Source organism: Paraburkholderia nemoris (assembly GCF_905221015.1).
Lineage (GTDB): Bacteria > Pseudomonadota > Gammaproteobacteria > Burkholderiales > Burkholderiaceae > Paraburkholderia > Paraburkholderia nemoris.
In genome coordinates this window covers 122856-142257 of record NZ_CAJNBO010000021.1, presented here as the reverse complement: position 1 = coordinate 142257, position 19402 = coordinate 122856, and the positions used below count along the sequence as shown (strand labels likewise).

Annotated in this window: 19 protein-coding genes; 11 read left to right on the top strand and 8 right to left on the bottom strand. The window is 62.1% G+C overall.

The genetic code is table 11. The features are described from left to right. Nucleotides 1-21 precede the first annotated feature (21 nt). Together KHO33_RS28880 and KHO33_RS28875 are read right to left on the bottom strand one after the other, a co-directional pair. Nucleotides 22-1542: an amidase gene (locus tag KHO33_RS28880; protein ID WP_200564209.1), complete on the bottom strand. Its 1521-nt coding sequence runs from the start codon at nt 1540-1542 to the stop codon at nt 22-24. 232 nt (nt 1543-1774) lie between these two features. Then, nucleotides 1775-2473 (bottom strand): dienelactone hydrolase family protein, encoded by a 699-nt coding sequence (locus KHO33_RS28875; RefSeq protein ID WP_200564208.1) that lies wholly within the window; start codon nt 2471-2473, stop codon nt 1775-1777. A 274-nt stretch (nt 2474-2747) separates the two neighbouring features. Here KHO33_RS28875 and KHO33_RS28870 point away from each other — a divergent pair, with 274 nt between their 5' ends. The 3 genes from KHO33_RS28870 to KHO33_RS28860 all read left to right on the top strand — a co-directional run bounded on the left by KHO33_RS28870 (nt 2748) and on the right by KHO33_RS28860 (nt 6587). Next, on the top strand, nt 2748-3851 hold the full coding sequence (locus tag KHO33_RS28870; RefSeq protein ID WP_200564206.1) for an NAD(P)H-dependent flavin oxidoreductase: 1104 nt from the start codon (nt 2748-2750) through the stop codon (nt 3849-3851). A gap of 432 nt (nt 3852-4283) precedes the next feature. Beyond that, on the top strand, nt 4284-5429 hold the full coding sequence (locus KHO33_RS28865) for a branched-chain amino acid ABC transporter substrate-binding protein (RefSeq protein WP_054037935.1): 1146 nt from the start codon (nt 4284-4286) through the stop codon (nt 5427-5429). A gap of 141 nt (nt 5430-5570) precedes the next feature. Next, on the top strand, nt 5571-6587 hold the full coding sequence (locus tag KHO33_RS28860) for a cupin-like domain-containing protein (RefSeq protein ID WP_200564204.1): 1017 nt from the start codon (nt 5571-5573) through the stop codon (nt 6585-6587). Between the two features lie 89 nt (nt 6588-6676). Here the strand turns inward: KHO33_RS28860 and KHO33_RS28855 are convergent, their stop codons facing one another. Both KHO33_RS28855 and KHO33_RS28850 read right to left on the bottom strand, forming a co-directional pair. Then, nucleotides 6677-8245 (bottom strand): collagen-like triple helix repeat-containing protein, encoded by a 1569-nt coding sequence (locus KHO33_RS28855; RefSeq protein ID WP_200564202.1) that lies wholly within the window; start codon nt 8243-8245, stop codon nt 6677-6679. 257 nt (nt 8246-8502) lie between these two features. Then, the gene (locus KHO33_RS28850; protein ID WP_200564200.1) at nt 8503-9714 is read right to left on the bottom strand and encodes an MFS transporter; all 1212 of its coding nucleotides are present in this window, start codon (nt 9712-9714) and stop codon (nt 8503-8505) included. 125 nt (nt 9715-9839) lie between these two features. Here KHO33_RS28850 and KHO33_RS28845 point away from each other — a divergent pair, with 125 nt between their 5' ends. The 3 genes from KHO33_RS28845 (at nt 9840) to KHO33_RS28835 (ending at nt 12701) form a co-directional block, all read left to right on the top strand. Then, nucleotides 9840-10502 (top strand): HugZ family pyridoxamine 5'-phosphate oxidase, encoded by a 663-nt coding sequence (locus tag KHO33_RS28845; protein ID WP_200564198.1) that lies wholly within the window; start codon nt 9840-9842, stop codon nt 10500-10502. 395 nt (nt 10503-10897) lie between these two features. Next, entirely contained in the window at nt 10898-11200 is a 303-nt protein-coding gene (locus KHO33_RS28840) for an H-NS histone family protein (protein ID WP_054037926.1), read from the top strand. A 256-nt stretch (nt 11201-11456) separates the two neighbouring features. Beyond that, nucleotides 11457-12701: a cation diffusion facilitator family transporter gene (locus tag KHO33_RS28835; RefSeq protein ID WP_200564196.1), complete on the top strand. Its 1245-nt coding sequence runs from the start codon at nt 11457-11459 to the stop codon at nt 12699-12701. Nucleotides 12702-12715: 14 nt separating this feature from the next. Here KHO33_RS28835 and KHO33_RS28830 read toward each other — a convergent pair whose 3' ends face one another. The 3 genes from KHO33_RS28830 to KHO33_RS28820 form a co-directional block, all read right to left on the bottom strand. Then, the gene (locus KHO33_RS28830; RefSeq protein WP_012431468.1) at nt 12716-13174 is read right to left on the bottom strand and encodes an Lrp/AsnC family transcriptional regulator; all 459 of its coding nucleotides are present in this window, start codon (nt 13172-13174) and stop codon (nt 12716-12718) included. Between the two features lie 90 nt (nt 13175-13264). Beyond that, nucleotides 13265-13894 (bottom strand): 3'-5' exonuclease family protein, encoded by a 630-nt coding sequence (locus KHO33_RS28825; RefSeq protein ID WP_200564194.1) that lies wholly within the window; start codon nt 13892-13894, stop codon nt 13265-13267. Continuing rightward, the gene (locus KHO33_RS28820; protein WP_054037922.1) at nt 13891-14535 is read right to left on the bottom strand and encodes an MBL fold metallo-hydrolase; all 645 of its coding nucleotides are present in this window, start codon (nt 14533-14535) and stop codon (nt 13891-13893) included. The genes KHO33_RS28825 and KHO33_RS28820 overlap by 4 nt, the downstream gene beginning before the upstream one ends. 640 nt (nt 14536-15175) lie before the next feature. Here KHO33_RS28820 and KHO33_RS28815 point away from each other — a divergent pair. After that, nucleotides 15176-15778, top strand: coding sequence for a septal ring lytic transglycosylase RlpA family protein (locus tag KHO33_RS28815; RefSeq protein WP_407946201.1), 603 nt, complete (start codon nt 15176-15178; stop codon nt 15776-15778). A 216-nt stretch (nt 15779-15994) separates the two neighbouring features. Here the strand turns inward: KHO33_RS28815 and rsmI are convergent, their stop codons facing one another. Further along, nucleotides 15995-16873 (bottom strand): 16S rRNA (cytidine(1402)-2'-O)-methyltransferase, encoded by an 879-nt coding sequence (gene rsmI, locus KHO33_RS28810; protein ID WP_200564190.1) that lies wholly within the window; start codon nt 16871-16873, stop codon nt 15995-15997. On the opposite strand from rsmI, the gene KHO33_RS28805 reads away from it, so the two are divergent. From KHO33_RS28805 to KHO33_RS28790, 4 genes are all read left to right on the top strand, one after another. Further along, nucleotides 16872-17354: a YraN family protein gene (locus KHO33_RS28805; RefSeq protein ID WP_128576527.1), complete on the top strand. Its 483-nt coding sequence runs from the start codon at nt 16872-16874 to the stop codon at nt 17352-17354. The two genes, rsmI and KHO33_RS28805, sit on opposite strands and share 2 nt — an antisense overlap. Before the next feature lie 228 nt (nt 17355-17582). Further along, on the top strand, nt 17583-18170 hold the full coding sequence (locus tag KHO33_RS28800) for a phosphoheptose isomerase (protein WP_200564188.1): 588 nt from the start codon (nt 17583-17585) through the stop codon (nt 18168-18170). A gap of 26 nt (nt 18171-18196) precedes the next feature. Beyond that, complete coding sequence (locus KHO33_RS28795; RefSeq protein ID WP_200564186.1) at nt 18197-18991, top strand: BON domain-containing protein; 795 nt, start codon at nt 18197-18199, stop codon at nt 18989-18991. Next, nucleotides 18988-19326, top strand: a complete 339-nt coding sequence (locus tag KHO33_RS28790; protein WP_200564184.1) for a c-type cytochrome — start codon at nt 18988-18990, stop codon at nt 19324-19326. Before KHO33_RS28795 ends, KHO33_RS28790 begins: the two co-directional genes overlap by 4 nt. The last annotated feature ends 76 nt before the right edge of the window (nt 19327-19402 follow it).

Sequence of the window (19402 nt, the reverse complement as noted above, 5' to 3'; positions counted from 1 at the left end):
AGTCGAGCGGCGCCGGTTCGCCTAGCTGCGCGCCGGTATCAACGGCGGCCGTTTGGCGAACCACGGCCGTGCCGCTTCGAGTTGCGCGGCCAGTCGCAACAGTGTTGCTTCGCCGCCAACGCGCGTAGCGAACTGAACGCCGATAGGCAGCCCGCGCGCGTTCCAGTAGAGCGGCACCGACATCGCCGGTTGCCCGCTCAGATTGAACAACTCCGTGCATCCCGCCCACGCGAACGCCTTGTTCGACGCTTCGGTCAGGAGCTTCTTCATCAGGGCTTCGAGCGGCATCGCCGTGACGGCGCGCATCTGCATGCGCTCCGCGGAGGTGGGATGCATTTCGCCGATCTTGATCGGCGCGCCGGCGAGCGTCGCGCACAGAAGCACGTCGTAGCGGCTCAGCAAATCGGTGAGACGTTCGGTGATGCGACGCTGTTCTTCGAGCGCGCTGGGCAAGCCCCGCTCGCCGAGTTTGCGGCCGACGTGCGCCATTGCCCACGTCGAGATTTCGAATTCGTCGCGCTGCGGCTTGCGGCCGGTGATGCGATCGGCGTGCAGCACCATCTCTTCCGCTGTCACTGACCAGAGCATCAGGAACGCATGGCGGACTGACGCGAAATCGATGCCGAGCGACACCGGTTCGATGTTATGCCCGAGCGAACTGGCGAGTTGCGCGGCGTCTTCGAGCGCGGCGAGCGAGTCGGCGGAGAGCGAGGGCGCCAGCATCGAATCGGTGACGTAGGCAATGTTCAGCGGCTTGCATGGCTCGCGGCTCGCGCCAAGGAAAGTGCCCGGTGCGCCGAGCGGTCTGTCCGCGTTGCCGCCCAGCAGATCGAGCAACAACGCACTGTCGCGCACGCTGCGCGATACCGCGTGATCGATGCCGAGCTCACCGACTGCGGGAGTCGGTGTTGCGCGTGGCACACGTCCGCGCGAAGGCTTGAGGCCGAACAGTCCGCAACACGAAGCGGGAATGCGGATCGAGCCGCCGCCGTCCGATGCATGCGCGAGCGGCACGATGCCCGCGGCGACCGCCGCGGCAGCGCCGCCGCTCGAACCGCCAGGCGTGTGGTCGAGATTCCATGGATTGCGGCACGCGCCGAACAATTCGGGCTCCGTATAAGGCATCTGACCGAGTTCGGACGTGCTGGTCTTGGCGAAGATGTTGAGGCCGGCCGCCTTTGCGAGTGCGACGACCGGTGCGTCCTCGGTAGGAATGAAATGGCGATAGTGGCGGCTGCCCATCGACATGCGCAGCCCGGCGACCGCTGCGCCCAGATCCTTGATCAGATAGGGCACGCCTGCGAGCGCTGCTTGGGTGCTTCCGTCATTGGTTTGGTTCGCGCCATTCGCTCGATTCGCATCATCACGCGAGGCACGCTGACGCGCGGCGTCGTAGTCCTTCAGGACAATCGCATTGATCGCGGGATTGACGACCTCGGTGCGGGAGATCGCGATGTCCAGCAACTCCCGTGCGCTTGCTTCGCGGTTTCGAATCAGTTCGGCGAGGCCGATGGCGTCATGGGCGAGATAGTCTGATTGCACGACGGAGGGACCCTCGCTATCGAGTGTTGAATCTGCCGGTTGCCTATACGCATGATGAACGGCCTGGCTGGACGTGGGGTTGTTCCCGGTTCATCGGTGCGCATGGAAGAAGACGACGCGCCGATGGCACGTCGTCTTCGAGAGAGTAACCCAGGTACAGGTGCGAGTTATAGGCGCCGATCAAAGCCGTGAGTGACAGGCGCCGGTTACAACGTGAGTTAAACCCGCGAAGTTACAGCCGCTCACCGAGGAAGGTCAGCGTGCGGCCATGCGCGAGCGCTGCAGCGGGCTGGTTATATGACGCGCGGTCCGAGCAGTTGAAGCCGTGATCGGCGTTCGGATAAATATTGAATTCCGCATCGGCACGGCCGGCGAAGCGCTCCTGAATCTGGCCGACAGCCGAGAGCGGGATATGCGCGTCGAGTTCGCCGTAGTGGAATTGCATCGGCACTTTGATCTTCGCGGCCTGATCGAGCTTGTTCTGGATGCCGCCGCCGTAGTACGCCACCGCGCCGTCGAGCGAGCCTTGCGCGGCTGCCAGATACGCGAGCTGGCCGCCGAAGCAGAAACCGATCGCAGCAATCTTGCCGGTCACTTCCGGCATCGCGCGCAGCGCCGCGGCGGCTGCGCCGATGTCGGCCACCGCCAGGTCGACATTGGTCTTCTGCATCAGCTCGATGCCTTTCTCGCGATCTGCGCCGTCATACGTCAATTCGACGCGCGGCTGGACGCGCCAGAAAATGTCCGGTGCAAGCGCGACGTAGCCGTCTTGCGCATACTGATCCGCGACCGAGCGGATGTGGCTGTTCACGCCGAAGATTTCCTGAATGATGATGACGGCCGGTCCCTTGCCGCCTTTGGGCAGCGCCAGATAGCCGCCGAAACTGTCGTTGCCGGCGGGAATGTCGATCCAGCGGGAAGTCGTGCTCATGTTGCTCTCCATTTACTCGTGCGTTGATGCGCGGGGTCGGTCTGAATGATTGCCAGAGGCCTGAATGCCTGAGACGGGCGGTCAGTTTGCCATCAAAAGAAACGGCTTGCAGTGAGGCCGCGCGCGGCCTGACAACGCCCGCCGCACGGCGATGATCTCGTAAGGCGATTGAAACATTCTCGATAATTCATTTCTCCGCGCGCGCATGGCTCGGTAGAGTCGAAAGTCCTGGCTCGTCGATGTTGCGAGCGCTTTGCCGGAGAGGAAATCGATCATGAATGAAGGCAGTTTTGTGACGCCGTTTGCGGCGCGCTTCGAATTGCAGGTGCCCGTCGTGCAGGCGCCGATGGCCGGCGGCGCGACGACGCCGGCGATGGTGGCGGCAGTATCGAATGCCGGCGGTCTCGGCTTCCTCGCGGCGGCGGCACTGTCGCCCGAGAAGATTGCGAGCGAAGTCGCGGCGATTCGCGCGCTGACGGATCGCCCCTTCGGCGTGAATCTGTTTGTACTGGAGCCTGCCGCGCCGGAAGAAGCCACCGTGCGCCGCGCGCTCGAAGCAATCGATCCACTGCGCAAGGATCTCGGTTTGCCGCCGGGTCAACCGCTCGAACGCTATGCGCCGGATTTCCGCGCGCAACTGGAAACGCTGATTGAATTGCGCGTGCCGGTGGCGAGTTTCACATTCGGATTGCTCTCAGCCGCCGACGTCGCCCGTCTGCATGCAAACGGCCTATATGTAATAGGCACCGCGACGCATGTTGCCGAGGGTGTCGCCTGGCGCGACGTGGGCGCAGATGCAATCGCCGCGCAAGGCGCAGAGGCGGGCGCGCATCGCGGCACCTTCATCGGCGCATTCGAGGAGGCGCTGGTCGGCACGATGGCGCTCGTGCCGCAACTCGTCGATGCGACCGGCCTGCCGGTGCTGGCCGCGGGCGGCATCATGGACGGACGCGGCATCGTCGCCGCACTCGCGCTCGGCGCGCAAGCCGCGGTAATGGGCACGGCGTTCCTCACTTGTCTGGAGAGTGCGATACCGCAGGCATGGAAAACCCGAGTGCGTTCGATGTCGGATACCTCGACCTCCGTGACGCGCGCGATCACCGGCCGCCATGCGCGCGGCATACGCAATCCGTTGATGCAACGTTTGAGCGAGTCGGCGCATAAGGTCGCGCCTTATCCGGTGCAAAACGCCTTGACGCAGGAGTTGCGGCAAACCGCGAGCCGCGCGGATAACAGCGACTATCTGTCTCTATGGTCAGGCCAGGGCGCGCCGCTTGGCCGTAAGCGCCGGGAAGGCCTTGGCGCTGCCGAACTGGTTGGACAACTCGAGCAGGAATGGCATGCTGTGGCAGCACGGATCGGCGCGCTCGAGCGTTGATTCGGCATGGCTCAGACGCGCGTCGCGGCAACTGCGGCGCGCTTTGTTTTTACGCAAAAAGCCTATTCGAAACATTAACGGTTTAACACGCGAAAAGCTTTAGACCGTGCTGTTAGACGATAGGCATACCTAGCGGAAACCCGCATGGGCTGGTGCTCTCCGGCCTGTCTTTCCAGCCGGAATCGGCTCTTGTTGGATAAACGCTATTAGTGTTCATCCCACTTCCTCAAAAAAGTCCCACAATTTAATTTGATGGCCTACACTTGCGCGCAAGTACGGTTTGCCGTCTGCCACAAACAGTCCGGTGAACGTGCTGGCCAAGTGCATGAACGATGCAACCGGCGTGGTCGTCCACGGGACTGAGCGACACGTGTAGGGAAGCGGGGGCACAGGGCGATTACGTTGTTTTTGGGACCGAAACTGGAGACTTACATGAACATCAAGATTCAAAAGCTTTTGCCGATCAGCGCTGCGGCCATGTTGTTTGCGTCATTGGCTACGGGCGCGGTGGCGGACGAGGTCGTCAAGATCGGCCACGTTGCACCGTTGACCGGCGGTATCGCTCACCTGGGTAAAGACAACGAAAACGGCGCGCGTCTGGCTGTTGAAGAAATCAACGCCAAGGGCCTGACGATCGGCGGCCAGAAAATCACGCTGCAACTCGACGCACAAGACGACGCAGCTGACCCGCGTACGGCTACGCAAGTTGCGCAGAAGCTGGTTGACGATAAGGTCGTCGCAGTGGTCGGCCACTTGAACTCGGGCACGTCGATCCCGGCTTCGAAGATCTATAGCGACGCTGGCATCGTGCAGATCTCGCCGTCGGCAACGAACCCGGCCTACACGCAACAAGGTTTCAAGACGACGTACCGCGTCGTGGCGACCGATGCGCAACAAGGTCCGGCACTGGCTAACTACGCAGCCAAGGGTCTGAAAGTGAAGAGCGTCGCGATCGTCGACGACTCGACCGCTTACGGTCAAGGTCTCGCCAACGAATTCGAAAAGACCGCCAAGTCGCTGGGCCTGAACGTGATGTCGCATGACGCGACGAACGACAAGGCTGTCGACTTCCGCGCGATTCTGACGAAGATCAAGGGCGAAAACCCGGACGCGATCATGTACGGCGGTATGGACGCAACCGGCGGCCCGTTCGCCAAGCAAGCCAAGCAGCTCGGCTTGCGTGCGAAGGTGCTGGCAGGCGACGGCGTGTGTACCGACAAGCTGTCGGACCTGGCTGGCGACGCAACCGACAACATCGTCTGCTCGGAAGCCGGTATGGCGCTCGAGAAGATGGCTGGCGGCGCAGCGTTCCTCGCCAAGTATCAGAAGCGTTTCGGTCAGCCGATCCAGATCTACGCTCCGTTCACGTATGACGCTGTGTACATCATCGTCGACGCTATGAAGCGTGCGAACTCGACCGATCCGGCGAAGATCCTGGCAGCAATGCCGGCGACCGACTACAAGGGTGTGATCGGCGAAACCACGTTCGACTCGAAGGGCGACCTTCAACACGGCGTGATCTCGCTGTACAACTACAAGGCAGGCAAGAAGACGCTGCTCGACGTAGTGAAGATGTAATAGCCGCATGACCGAAGACGGCTTTGTTTGTCTTCGGTCACGCAGTTAAAAGGCACGCGCGCCGCAAGGCTCGCGTGCCTTTTCTTTTGAGCGTTTGCGTGCGAGGCTAACGAGTTTGAGAACATCGTTTGGGAGAATGCCGTGACCACTGAGATCCGTTCGATCGATAACGGCTGGCGCCGCTGGATTGCCGAGAATCTGCTGCTCGACGCACCGCCGCCCGCGCTGCACGGTGCGCTGGTCGGCCATGGTTTCGACCCGGCCGAAGCCGCGCGCGAAATCGAGACGGCGCTCGCGAGTCCTTACTTTGAGGGCGCGGTGCGCTTGCGCAATCGTTTGCGCAAGCGCGAATGGATATTGTCGGTGTACGGCACGCTCAATCGTATGCGCGCCGGAAGCGGCGTGATCGAACGGCGCGAGCGCTTATCGCGTGACGAGTTCTTTGAGCAGTACTACTTTCAGAACCGGCCGGTCATCATCACCGGCGCTTTCGATTTCTGGCCGGCACGCACGCAGTGGCGTTTCGACTACTTTCGCGAGCGGTGCGGCGAGTGTGAAGTCGAAGTGCAGTTCGGCCGCGAGTCGGATGCGAATTACGAAATCAATCAGCCGAAGCTCAAGCGCATGATGCGCTTTGCCGATTATGTCGATCTCGTCGAGCGCAGCGGCCCAACTAACGATTTCTACATGACCGCCAATAACACCTCGCACAATCGCGCGGCCCTCGCGGCGTTATGGTCAGACGTGCCGACTATCCGCGAATATCTTGATGCCGGGTCGGCCGATACAGGTTTTTTCTGGATGGGGCCGGCTGGAACAAAGACGCCGTTTCACCATGATCTGACCAATAACTTCATGGCGCAGGTGATCGGCCGCAAACAGATCAAGCTGGTGCCGTTGTCCGATACACCGCATATGGCGAACATGCTGCATTGTTATTCGCAGGTGGACGGCGGTGCGATCGACTACGAGCGATTCCCGTCGATGCGCAATGCGCATTTGATGGAATGCACGCTCGAACCCGGGGAATTACTGTTTCTGCCGATCGGCTGGTGGCATTACGTGGAAGGACTCGATGCATCGGTGACGATGACGTTCACCAATTTTCTACAGCGTAACGACTTCTCGCGCGACTATGTGACGTATCACGAACTGTGAAAAAAACGGCGAGCCGGTTGACCCGGCTCGCCGCCCCCCTTCGACGCTTGTTTTTTCGCGTCTTTATTGACTGTCGTTATTCGTATTCGTTACTTCTTGCTCGTCAGGCCGCCGAGACCGCCGAGCAAGCCACCGCCCGTGGTGCCGCCGGTCGGGGTTCCCGAACCGGTCAATGCGCCGGTGACGGTGCCCAGCAGGCCGGTGATTGGCGCAAGCGGGTTGCTGGTGCCGCCCGAACCCGCAGCCGAGCCGAGCGTGCCAGTCAGCGACGACACCGCCGACGTCACCGGCGCCAGCGGGTTGCCGCTGCTGCCGCTGCCACCGGTCGCGCCGCTCAATGCCCCCGTGACCGAGTTCAGCACACCGGTCAGCGGTGCCAGCGGGCTGCTGCCTGATGAGCTACCGCCGATGCCACCGAGACTGCCAGTCACGGTGCTTAGGACGCTGGTCAGCGGTGCCAGCGGGCTGCTGCCCGAGCTGCCGCTGAGGCCACCGAGACTGCCGGTCACCGTGCTAAGGACGCTGGTAATCGGCGCAAGCGGACTGCTGGAACCACTGCCGCCGGTCAGGCCGCCGCTCAAGGTGCCGGGCAACGCGGTGAGAATGCTGGTCAACGGCGCCAGCGGATTGCCGGTCGTGCCGCCGCTGCCGCCCGGATTCAGGATGCCGGTGAGGCCGCCGAGCGGGTTGCCACTGCTCGTGCCGCCCGCGGTCAGCAAGCCGCCGGCGGACGTGACCGTATCGCCGAGCTTGGTCACGACACTGCCGAGGTTCTGGCCGATCGGGTTGTTGGTCGCGTTGCTGACCTGGCTGCCCGCGGTGTCGAGGCCGTGACCGATGGTCGACAGCAAACCGTTCAGCGGTGCGCCGAGTCCGGTCGTATCGCCGACGGTTTGGGTCGTTTGCGCGAGCGTGGCGGTGATCGGCGTGATCGCGGTGCTGACGGTCTGCGTCACTTGCTGGATCGGGCCGTTCGTTAGCTGCGAGGTCAGTTGCGTGCCGAGGCCGCTGACTGCAATGCCGAGCGTCGAGACCGTGCTGCCGAGCGGGGTAGTCAGCGGGCTGAGCGGGGCGGTGGGACCGCTGCCGAGACTCGTCACGAGTTGGCCGGCGCTGTTGACGGCCTGGCCTGCGTTATAAACGAGGCCGCCGCTGCTCGCCAGCGTCGTGCCGAGCGGATCAGTGGAGTTGCCGAGCTGGCCGAGGCCGTTCGCGGCACCCGTGCCGACTGCGGTGACACCGGCGCCGAGATTCGAGACGACGTTGCCGAGCGCGGTCGAGGTGGCCGGGTTCGAGCCGGGGATCGGCGTGAGACCGATCTGGTTGCCGATTGCGGAGACGGTTTGGCCGGTCGCGGACACCACGTTGCCGGTGTTCTGGACGACGACGCCGATCGGGTTGGCGCTGGTTGGCGTGGGCGTGGGCGTCGGAGTCGGAGTCGGCGTGGGTGTGGGCGTCGGCGTCGGTGTGGGCGTTGGCGTCGGTGTGGGTGTCGGCGTCGGAGTAGGTGTTCCGCCTCCGTTCCCCGAGCCGCTGCCGGAACCACTACCCGACCCACTCGAGACGCCCGGTCTGACCAACGTGCTTCCGCATCCGGTCAGTAAGATCATCGACGTCACGCACATGGCGATCGCCGACAGTTTGAAATTGCGATTCATGGTCTGCTCCCCCGTAATTTGAAAATTGCTGGGAAGCTAACTGCAAGGCCTATGCCATTTCTGTTTCGACCATTATCGAGATCAATAAATTCATACGGATCAACGACTTGTGAGTGTGCGCGCGAAGCGGTGGAGGTGTCGAGGCTACCGATGTGGCGAGGAACACATCAACGTGCAGGCCTCGCGTAACGTAACGTAAGAACGCGCGTTTTCATATGGCGTGACGCTCGCCGATACAACAGCAGCGCACGTCTGCGTCAAATCTTCAAACGCCGCAGCACCTTCGGACCGGCGATCGCGATCAGCGCCGAACACACGGCCACCACGGACAGCCCGATCGGCAAGCTGGTCGCCTGCGTTACCGCGCCGATGATCACCGGCCCGAGCAACAACCCGAAGTACGCCAGCCCGGCGACATGCGCGAGTCCTTCGGCTGCGTGAATGCCTTTGACGCTCGCCGCTGCGGCGAACAGCACGGGCATCATGTTCGCGAGCCCGAGACCCATCAGCGTGAAGCCGATGAGGGCAACGACCGGATTCGGCAGCAACAGTGCGGCAACCATCCCCGCGCAGGCCAGCGACGCGCTCGCCATCACCAGTTGCGGTGCGCCGAAGCGGGCGCGCACGGCGTCGCCGGCGAAACGCGCCGCTGCCATCCCGCCCGAAAACGCCGCGTAGGCCGCGCTCGCGAGGGCCGGTGTGGATAGCACGACGTCGCGCATGTAGACGGTGGCCCAGTCGTACATCGCCCCTTCGGCGATCAGCGCGACCAGCGCCATGGCGCCGAGCGCCCACAAGGCCGGCGAGCGCCAGCGGTTGGCGCGCGGCGTGGCGGCGTCGGGATGGTCGGCGTGCGGCACGTGCGGCAATACGGAAGGGCAGGCCGCAATCAGCACCAGCGCGCTGATCGCCGCGGCCAGCGTGAGATGCACGGCGGGCGCCATGCCACGCGACAACAAGAGGCCGCCCACCGCCGCGCCGGCCATTCCGCCGACACTGAACATACCGTGCAGCGCCGACATGATCGGCTTGCCGAGCGTTTTCTCGACAGCGCTGGCTTCCGCGTTCATCGCGACGTCGAGCGTGGCCATGCCCGCGCCGAAGGCGGCCAGCACGATCAGCAACATCCAGTACGCCGGCACGATCAGGATCAGCACCGCACATGCCGACATCACCAGGCCGCCCGTCAGACAGGCCCGGCGCGTGCCGACCCGCGCAATCCAGGAAGCATTCGCCGCCATGGCGCCGATCGAGCCACCGGCGAGAGCAAGCAGCGCGTACGAGAGCATCGCGGCGTTCAGATGGAAGCGGTCGCGCACTGTCGGCACGTGCACCCCCCACGATGCGTACATCATGCCGGCGATGAAGAACAACGCCATCGTGGCCACACGGGCACGCTGCCGTCCGGTGTCGGAGAGATCGCGATGAGCGGCGGGGAGGGTGACGAATTCGGAAGAGCGGTCGGACACGGAAATCTCGAGGAGGGAGAACGCGCGAGAAAGCGCGTTGAAAGCGAATTTCCGATTCTAACGAAGCGCGCTGTCTTATGCTTGGAGCGAATTGATCCAATACCCAGCCATCGAGGAACGCGCACTTGAACATTCCCGCTCACGCTCCGCTGCATCTGCTTCATATGGCAGCAATCGGCACGCTCGCTACTCATGCGCGTCAGCCGGAAGGTTTTCCTTATCCTTCGGTGCTGCCGTTCGCGCCGGACCCGCAGCATCGTCCGACGATCCTCGTGAGCCGGCTCGCCGAGCATACGCACAACCTGCACGCCGACCCGCGCGCCGGCTTTCTGGTGGTCGATGCGCCGGACGGCGACGTGCTGAGCGGTCAGCGAGTCACCTTGCTCGGCACGTTCGAACCGGTCGACTCGACCCCCGAAGTCGTACAGCGCTATCTGCGCTATCACCCGGACGCCGAACGGTACCTGGTTCTCGGCGATTTCACGTTCTGGGCGATGAAGCTCGAACGGCTGCGCTACATCGGCGGCTTCGGCGCGATGGGCTGGCTCGCCGGTGCCGACCTCGATCCACTGCCGCCACTCGGCTTCGATGAAGAAAACGCGCTGATTGAACATTTCGCCGGTCATTCCCCGGGCGCCAGCGGACTTCAAGTGCTTGGCGTCGATCGCTATGGCGCTGATCTGAAGCTGGACGGCGTGCGTACCCGTTTTGTCTTCGACGATGCGAAACGCAATACCGAAACATTGCATGCGGCGCTCGAAGATTGCATCCAGCGCCACGCTAATTAAGTTTCGATTGCTGTTTCGGGAAAACACTCATGCCGCAATAACAAGGTTGAGCGCGGATCGTAATATGTTCCGACATTTCATGTTAAAGCTTTCATCGCGTGAAATGTTTGGACAATTTTCTCATCTTAAATTTCATTTTTTGATAGTTAATCCAATAATGACTGATGTGCGCTCCTGCTTTTCAGCGGAATGCGAAAATTAGCTATTTGAAAGGATTCGCGTAACATCGCGTCGGAGTGAAATTTTTTGAAACGAATTGAGATTAATTGCACGGCCGCGCTTTTGTGGTTTTTCTATTTTGTGTTAATCTCGCCATCAAATTCCGAGGCATGATCACTTCAAAGGGCAAGCCGGCTTAAGACTGGCAGTCATTTATCCAAACCATAAGGGAACCTATGTCTTCCTACAAGGAACTACTCGCACAGCGCGAGAAGCTCGAAAAGCAGATCGAAGAAGCAAAGTCGCGTGAATATGCAGAAGTGTTGAATGAGATCAAGCAGAAAATGGCCGATTACGGCATTTCGCTGACTGAACTCGGTGGTGGCCGTGGTGCCAAGGCTGCTAAAGCCGGTCGTCCGCGTGCAGGCGTCGCGCCGAAGTACCGTGACCCGGATAGCGGCAGTACGTGGTCGGGCCGCGGCAAGCCGCCGCGCTGGATCGCAGGTCTGGATCGTGAGAAATTTCTGATTCAGAAGTAATAGTTATACGGTCAATCAGTGGCGCCTAAAGCGCGCGCTGTTGCCAGAAAAAAACCGCGTACCGTCCAGGGCGCGGTTTTTTTATTTCCGCTGGAAATTGCCGTGACTCTTTGTCACACGCGCTCCATGAAACTGGAACGCGAATGCTTTTCGTTTAGATAAGCGTCTGATTTAAAAGGTTTTTTTGTGGTTTATCCTGCGCATATCGAGATGCGACGGGTAGAATGCAGGCATTGAACCTCCCTTTGTTTCAGAGATGCCTTCCACCGCTGCTGTCCAGTCCGTCGAGAAACATCGCGTTGCGCGCAAAAGTACCTTTATCAGTATTGCGCTCAATACGGTGGTGATGGCGCTGCAAATCGTCATCGGCGTGTTTGCCCATTCGCAGGCGCTGGTCGCCGACGGTATCCATTCGTTAGCCGATCTGATTTCCGATTTTGTCGTGCTAATCGCTAATCGGCACAGCGGGGCCAAGCCCGACGCGGATCACAATTACGGACATAGCCGCTATGAAACGGTTGCGTCATTGTTTTTGGGTGCGCTGCTGATTGTGGTTGGCGTTGGTATGTTGTGGCGCGCCGGCACGCGCCTCGCCGATTTGCAAAGCATCCCCGCCGTGCATATGAGCGCGCTCGTGGTCGCTGTGCTGGTGCTGATTTCCAAGGAAAGCCTGTTTCGCTACATGCTGCGCGAAGCGCAACGCGTGCGTTCAGCCATGTTGATTGCGAACGCATGGCACGCACGTTCGGACGCCGCTTCGTCATTGGTGGTTGCGCTTGGCATTATCGGCAGCCTCGCAGGTGTGCGTCTGCTCGATCCGATCGCCGCGGCGATTGTCGGTTTCATGGTGGCGCGCATGGGCTGGATGTTTGGCTGGGACGCGCTGCAAGATCTTTCCGACCGCGCGCTCGACGAAGCGACCTCCACCGACATGCGCGCGTTATTGCTCGCGACGCCCGGCGTACGCGACGTGCATGAAATGCGCACCCGCAAGATGGGCGACTTCGCGCTGGTCGATGCACACATCTTGGTCGATCCGCTCATCTCGGTATCGGAAGGGCACTACATCGCCGAATCGGCGCGCTTACGCGTGCTGGCCGACAACCGCGTGCTCGACGCGCTGATTCATGTCGATCCGGAGAATGACGCCGTTGCGCACCCGCCCGTCAATCTGCCGACCCGGGAGCGGGTCGTCGCCGAAGTCAACGCGGCGCTCGCCGCGGGCGGCGTGAAGGCCGCGTCGGTCAATATGCATTACTTGAGCACGGGGCTCGATGTCGAAGTGGTTTTGCCGGCGCCAAGCTCGCGCACGGCCGTAAGCGATGAGCCATGTCTTGCTCGTGTCGATCTGGATGCGCTCAGGCGCCGTCTCGGCGCCCGCAAGCTGAATGTACTGCAGGGAGTGGATGCACTGCAGGCCGAAAGCAGCGTCTCGACGGAAGCAGGGCCGGGCGAGACGGTCGCCAGCGCCAAGGCTGAGCAACCGCATAGCGCCACGTGAGCGCGGCTACAGGCTCACAGCGGCAATTGCGTATCGAATTTGATCTCGCGCAGCACGACGCTCGTACGCACTTGAGCGACGGCGGGAATCTTGAAGATGCGTTCGTGCAGAAAGCTGTCGTACGCCTTGATGTCCGGCGCGACGATCTTGAGGATGTAATCGGATTCGCCGGTCGTGCTGTAGCACTCGGTGACCTCCGGGCAGGTCGCGATTTCCCGCTCGAACTGTTCGACCCCGCCTTCGGTGTGGCGCGTGAGATGGATATGCGCGAGCGCGCAGACGTGCAGCCCCAGCTTTTCGCGATCCAGCAATGCCGTGTAGCGCTGGATCACCCCTGATTGCTCCATATCCTTGATACGGCGCCAGCACGGGGTGCTCGACAGGCCGACCTGGTCGGAAATCTCTTGCACGGACCGGCGTGCGTCGAGCTGCAACAGGCGCAGGATTTTTTGAGAGAACGTATCGAGTGTCAACTGCGCCTCCGTTGGCGTCGCCCTATCAACGCATGGTAGAGGTCTCGAAAACGAAACGCAATGTAAAACGGCTTCGGCGAGGGAGATTACCTAATTTGCCGGTTCCTCAGCGGCGTTTTGTCCTGAGCCGTCCCCATCTTTAGCCGCTGTCAGCGTGACTGCCTGAACGGCGCGCAGATCCTTGAGCATGTTGCAGAAAAGCGCGCCCTGTTCGATCGCGTCATCCAGCGCGACATGCGTGTGCGGATGTTCGTCGAACCAGTGCTTCGGGAAGCGTGGCTTGATGTTCTTGCGGTACGGCAGGCCGGTTAGTGCGAAGGCCAGCGTTTTGATATCGAGCGCCGACCACGAAAACGGGCAGCGGCCGACAAACCGCATCATGTACCAGAACATATAGGTGAAGTCGAAACCGGCCGGCATCGCCACGAATACCGGTTTGCCCGGCAACGCCTCGACCCATTCGACATAGGCCGTCAGCGCGGCCTGCGGATTCTGCAAATCCTTGCGGCAGGCTTCCCACGCTTCCGGCTGCGTCTTCCACCATGCTTCCTGCACCGGATGCGCTGCGGCGCCGTCGAGCAATTCGAGATTCGCGGAGAAGGTGGCGATTAGCTGCTTGTCTTCCGTGTACGCGGCGGAGGCGAAACTGAGCATCGAATGCGGACCGGGAATCGGGCCGTCCGCTTCGACATCGGTGCTCACGTAGATTTCGCTGCTCATGCTTTGACTCCGTCGGCGACATACGGATTGGTGCGGCGCTCGGCGCCGAACGTGGAGGTGGGACCGTGGCCTGGAACGAAGGTGACGTCGTCGCCGAGCGGCCAGAGTTTTTCGCGGATCGCGCGTATCAGGTCGGCGTGATTGCCGCGCGGAAAATCCGTGCGGCCGATCGAGCCGGCGAACAGCACGTCGCCCACCAGCGCGAGCCGATGCGCGCGGCTGAAGAACACCACGTGGCCGGGCGTGTGGCCGGGGCAGTGATAGACCTCGAGGGTTTCGTCGCCGAATTGCACGGTCTCGCTGTCTTGCAGCCAACGGTCCGGCTCGAATGCTTCGGCAGCAGGAAAGCCGAAGCGCGTGCTTTGATCCGGCAGCTTGTCGAGCCAGAAACTTTCGTCGGGATGCGGACCTTCGATCGGCACGCCGTAATGCGTGGCGAGCGTCTTCGCGCCGGCGCAGTGATCGATGTGGCCATGCGTGAGGAATACTTTTTCGACCGTCACATTCTGGCGCGCGATTTCACCCTGGATGACATCGAGATCGCCGCCCGGATCGACGACAGCCGCGCGTCCGGTTGCCTCGCAAACGAGCAGCGAGCTGTTCTGCTGGAACGGCGTAACGGGGATCAAGGTGACTTTCATGGATGACGGCGCCGCTGGAAAAACGTTGATTGTACCGGCGTCTCGTCGACGCTCGTCGAGGGCGCTGAGGCCCCGCTGCAGCGGGCTTTGCGCTGCCCATTTTTGCAGCAAGAGTGAAAATTCATCAAGGTTTTCAGTCGCTTGCCATCCCAAAATTTTCTTTTGGGTATAATGGCCTCCATGCACAGGGAATTGTGCATGCCACACGGCGATGCGTCCCCATCAAAAATGGGCACGCGGATTGCCACTCAAGTAAGGGCTGTCGCGTTTGTCGGCGGCCATCAGGTATCGATGCTTTCGATGCACACGTCTTACCCAGCCAGGCGCCGCGCGCCTGCAACGGACTGAAATGCCGTGACGCTGGGTGGGGCCTACGCCGCTGTTCCTGCGCGCTGAGTTCCGCGCGCAAGAACGTGTTTGCCACGTTCGATGGCGGCATGTGGGGTCTGGTCAGGCTGCCGGGGACAGGTTGCGCCAGACGTGAAAATTAACCGTGCGGTAGCGGCTGGGTAAGCCGCGTGCGGGCTTTGACGTACTGCGCTTTTTTTGCGCGGCGCGTTGTCGTCCTTTGCCGCCGGAGTCGCAGGCAACACGCTCAACTTTTCGCGTGATGCGGCTCGACAATTTGATTACACGTCTTATGAAAACTCGGTTATCCCGTGGTCTGGGGACTCTTTTTGCCTTTTTTGTGCTGGCCGGCTGTGCCACGCCTCCGGGCGCGAGCAGCACGTCTGACAGCGGCGCGCCGCTGAGCACGAAGAATGCGCAGGCAGGTTCCTTCGGCCCGCAAGCTTTCGGTAGCGCGCCGGCATCCGGCGCAGCCGCCAAAGGCTCGTCGCTGGCCGACGCGCAGCCGCTTACTGACGACAATTCCAGCGTTTCGGACTTTCATCAGATCGGTCGCGCCTCGTGGTACGGCCGCGGCTTCCATGGCCGCCGCACCGCCAACGGCGAACGTTTCGACATGCACGCGCTGACCGCGGCACATCGCACGTTGCCGCTCGGCTCGTATGTCCGCGTGACCAACCCGGCTACGTCGCGCTCGGTTGTCGTGCGCATCAACGATCGTGGCCCGTATGCGCGTGGCCGGATCATTGACCTGTCGATGGCCGCCGCCGCTGCGCTCGACATGCGCCACGCCGGTACCGCGCGCGTTCAAATCGAAGGGCTGACGCGGCAGGAAGCACGCGCTGAGCTGAATGAAACGCTGGCGTCGAACTCGGGTTCGAGCGCAGAGAAGTAATGCAGTGGCTGCGGGCGCGTCTCTGACGCACTCGTGACGCCGGGCAACGTGGCGCTAACTCGCGCCGTTGTTTGCCGAAAGACAAAGGGCCGCTTCTGAACGCGGCCCTTTTCTTTTACGCTTCAACCGTGGCTGCCCGCAGCCCGCTCATTCCTTGCGGTCCTGGCTCTTGCTGCAAGAAGCCGGATCCGCTGGCGGACATCCCTTCCCGTCGCTTTATTCCTCGTCTTTCTTCAACGCCAAAGCGCGCGTGTAGAGCGCGTTGCGCGATGCACCGGTGAGGGTCGCCGCAACTTTTGCCGCGCTGCTCACTGTCAATTCTTCCAGCAGGATGCCCAGCAACGCGTCGTGATCGTGTTCGCCCGCGGCTTCCGGCTGCGCGCCTTCCACCACCAGGACGAACTCACCGCGTTGCCGGTTCGGATCGGCCGCGAGCCACGTTGGCCCTTCGGCCAGGGTGCCGCAGTGCAGCGCTTCATGTAACTTCGTCAATTCCCGTGCGATCAGCAGTTTGCGCTCGCCGCCGAATGCGTCCGCCATGGCCTGCACCGTTTCGACGATCCGGTGCGGCGCTTCGTAGAACACCATCGCGTGCGGATGGTTCGCGAGCGCTTGCAGTGCCGCGGCGCGTGCTTTTGCCTTTGGCGGCAGGAAGCCGAGGAACGAGAACGTCGCGACCCAGTCGCCGGCCGCGCTCAAGGCGGTGGCGAGCGCGCTTGCGCCGGGCAGCGGAATGATCGGGAAACCGGCTTCGCGCACCGCGTCGACGAGTTTCGCGCCGGGGTCCGAGATGCCGGGCGTACCCGCATCGGATACGTAGGCCACGCGTTCGCCCGCTTGCAGATGCTCGATCAGGCGCAGCGCCGCGGCCCGCTCGTTGTGCTGATGAACGGCGACGAGCGGCTTCGAAATGCCGTAGCGCGCGAGCAATTGGCCGGTGTTGCGGGTGTCTTCGGCGGCGATGCGGTCCACCAGTCCGAGCACATGCAACGCGCGCAGCGTGACGTCGGCGATATTGCCGATCGGCGTGGCCACCACATACAGCGCGGCGGCAGGGTACTGCTGCCCTTGCGCGAGTTCGGAGAGAGGAGTCATGAGACAGAAGACGCAGACAGACAGAACGAGGCCGCCATTGTGCCACGCAGCGGTGCGTGAACCGGATGGAGGGCAGGTGAATGCGCGGGCCGACCGCTACAACTTTTCGAGACCAACCGGGTCCAAACTCGTCGGCGCGGCTTTCGAGGCGCGTGCGATGGAGTTTTTGCAGCGGCAGCGTTTGCGTTTCGTTGCGCGCAATGTGCTGTGCCGGGGCGGAGAGATCGATCTGGTGATGCGCGACCGTGACGGCGCGCTGGTGTTCGTCGAAGTTCGCGCGCGTGCGCAACAGCAGTATGGCGGCGCGGCAGCGAGCATCGGCTGGCAAAAGAAGCAGCGGATCGTGCGGGCCGCGCGGTATTACCTGGCAACCCGCAGCAGACGTTCGCATGATGAGCCCGCGTGCCGTTTCGACGTGATTGCGTTCGAAGCGGGCCGGCTCGTGTGGCTGCGCGATGCGTTTCGCGCCGACGAAGTCTGATGCAGTGCGGGGAGAATAGGCGTGAGTGCGATAAACTTGCGCTCGCGTGCGGACCTCGTGAACCACACCGGCGTACAGAAAGCAGCGATGCAGTAGCGCATTTCGCGATGTTTTTGCGCATCTACACTGTGTGTCCGGCACGGTTCATCAGAGCGGCACGACTTCGCAATACGACTTCACAACACGGCCGCGTACTGCGGTCTATTCGCGGTAGAAACTAGAGACTCGATGTCAGTCGAACGCATTCAACAACACTTCCGCGACAGCGCGGCAGTCAAACTCGAAGCCCTCGAATCCCTGTCGATGCCGATCGCCGCAGCGATCGACACGATGTTCGCCGCGCTCGCCAACGGCAGCCGCATTCTTGCGTGCGGCAATGGCGGCTCGGCGGCCGACGCACAACATTTCGCCGCCGAACTGATCGGCCGCTTCGAGCGTGAGCGCCCGGGCTTGCCGGCAATTGCGCTGACCACCGACACCTCCGTGCTCACCGCCATCGCCAACGACTACTCGTTCGAGCAGATTTTTTCGAAGCAGGTGTGGGCCCTCGGCCAGCCAGGAGATGTGTTGCTTGCCATCAGCACGTCTGGCAATTCCGCCAATGTGCTGGCCGCGATCGAGGCCGCGCATGAGCGCGAAATGATCGTGGTCGCGCTGACCGGCAAGGGCGGCGGCCGTATGCAGGAAGTACTGGGCGATACCGATATCCAGATTTGTGTGCCGTCCGATCGCACCGCGCGTATTCAGGAAGTGCATTTGCTGACCATCCATTGTCTGTGCGACGGCATCGATGCCATGTTGCTGGGCGAAGACTGAGATTGATTCCGAAGGAGAGCTAGTTGATGAGCGTATTCCGCGTCAAGAAGACACTGGTGAGAACCGTGCTGGTGGTCGGGTTCGCCGCGGGACTGTCCGCGACGTTGCAGGGATGCTTTCTCGCCGTTGCCGGCGCGGCGGGCGGCGGCGCGCTGGTGGCGACCGACCGGCGCACGCTCGGCGCGCAGACCGAAGATCGCGAGATGCAGGTGAAGGCGCTGGCGCAGATCAGCCAGAACTTGCCCGACAACGCGCACGTCAACGTGACGGTGTTCAACCGCCGCGTGCTGCTGACCGGCGAAGTGGCGGGTGACGTCTCGAAGCAGCGCGCGGAGTCCATCGTGCGTGGCTTGAACAACGTCAACACGATCGTCAACGAACTGGCGATCATGCCGGCGAGCTCGTTCTCGTCGCGCACGAATGATACTTACCTCGAGACGCGCGTGAAGACCGCGTTGATTGCCGAGAAGAACATTTCGGCGAACAACTTCAAGGTCGTGGCCGAGCGCGGCTCGGTGTATCTGATGGGCCTTGTCACGATGGACGAAGGCAATCGCGGTGCCGACGTCGCGAGCCGCGTGCCGGGCGTGGTGCAGGTCGTGAAGGTGTTCCAGTACATCCAGCCGCAGGAAGCCGCGGCGGCTGCCGCTGCAGCGGCGACCGCACCGGTTGCCGCTTCGCAGCCGGACGCGAGCACGCCGACTGTCGGCGCGATCCCCGATTCATCGGTGAGTTCGCGTCCGCTCGATCAGCAGGCGCCGGCGCCGGTCAGCAATTCAAACGCGGTGCATCCGGGTAATCCGAAGGCGACGACGCCATGACGCGGGGCGTTGCTTTCGTTGTCGCGATGTTGACGGCCGGCGCTTTTACCTCTTCAGCGCGTGCGGCCGATGCACCGCGTGGTCAGATCGTTGCTACCTCGAATGCCTGCATGGGATGCCACGCGGTGGACCGCAAACTGGTCGGCCCGTCGTTCCAGCAGATCGCTACGAAGTACAAGGGTGATGCGCAAGCGCCGGCAAAATTGTCGCGCAAAGTGAAGGACGGTGGCTCCGGCGTGTGGGGCATGATTCCGATGCCGGCGCATCAGTCGATGAGCGATGCGGATATTCGCACAGTGGTCGATTGGGTGCTGGCTGGCGCGCCGTCCAAGTGATGTTTTGCCGCCCCTTTTGCCTCCGGGTTTTACCCCCGCGGGCGCTTGGCAAAACGCAAAATGCCTGTGCTAGAAT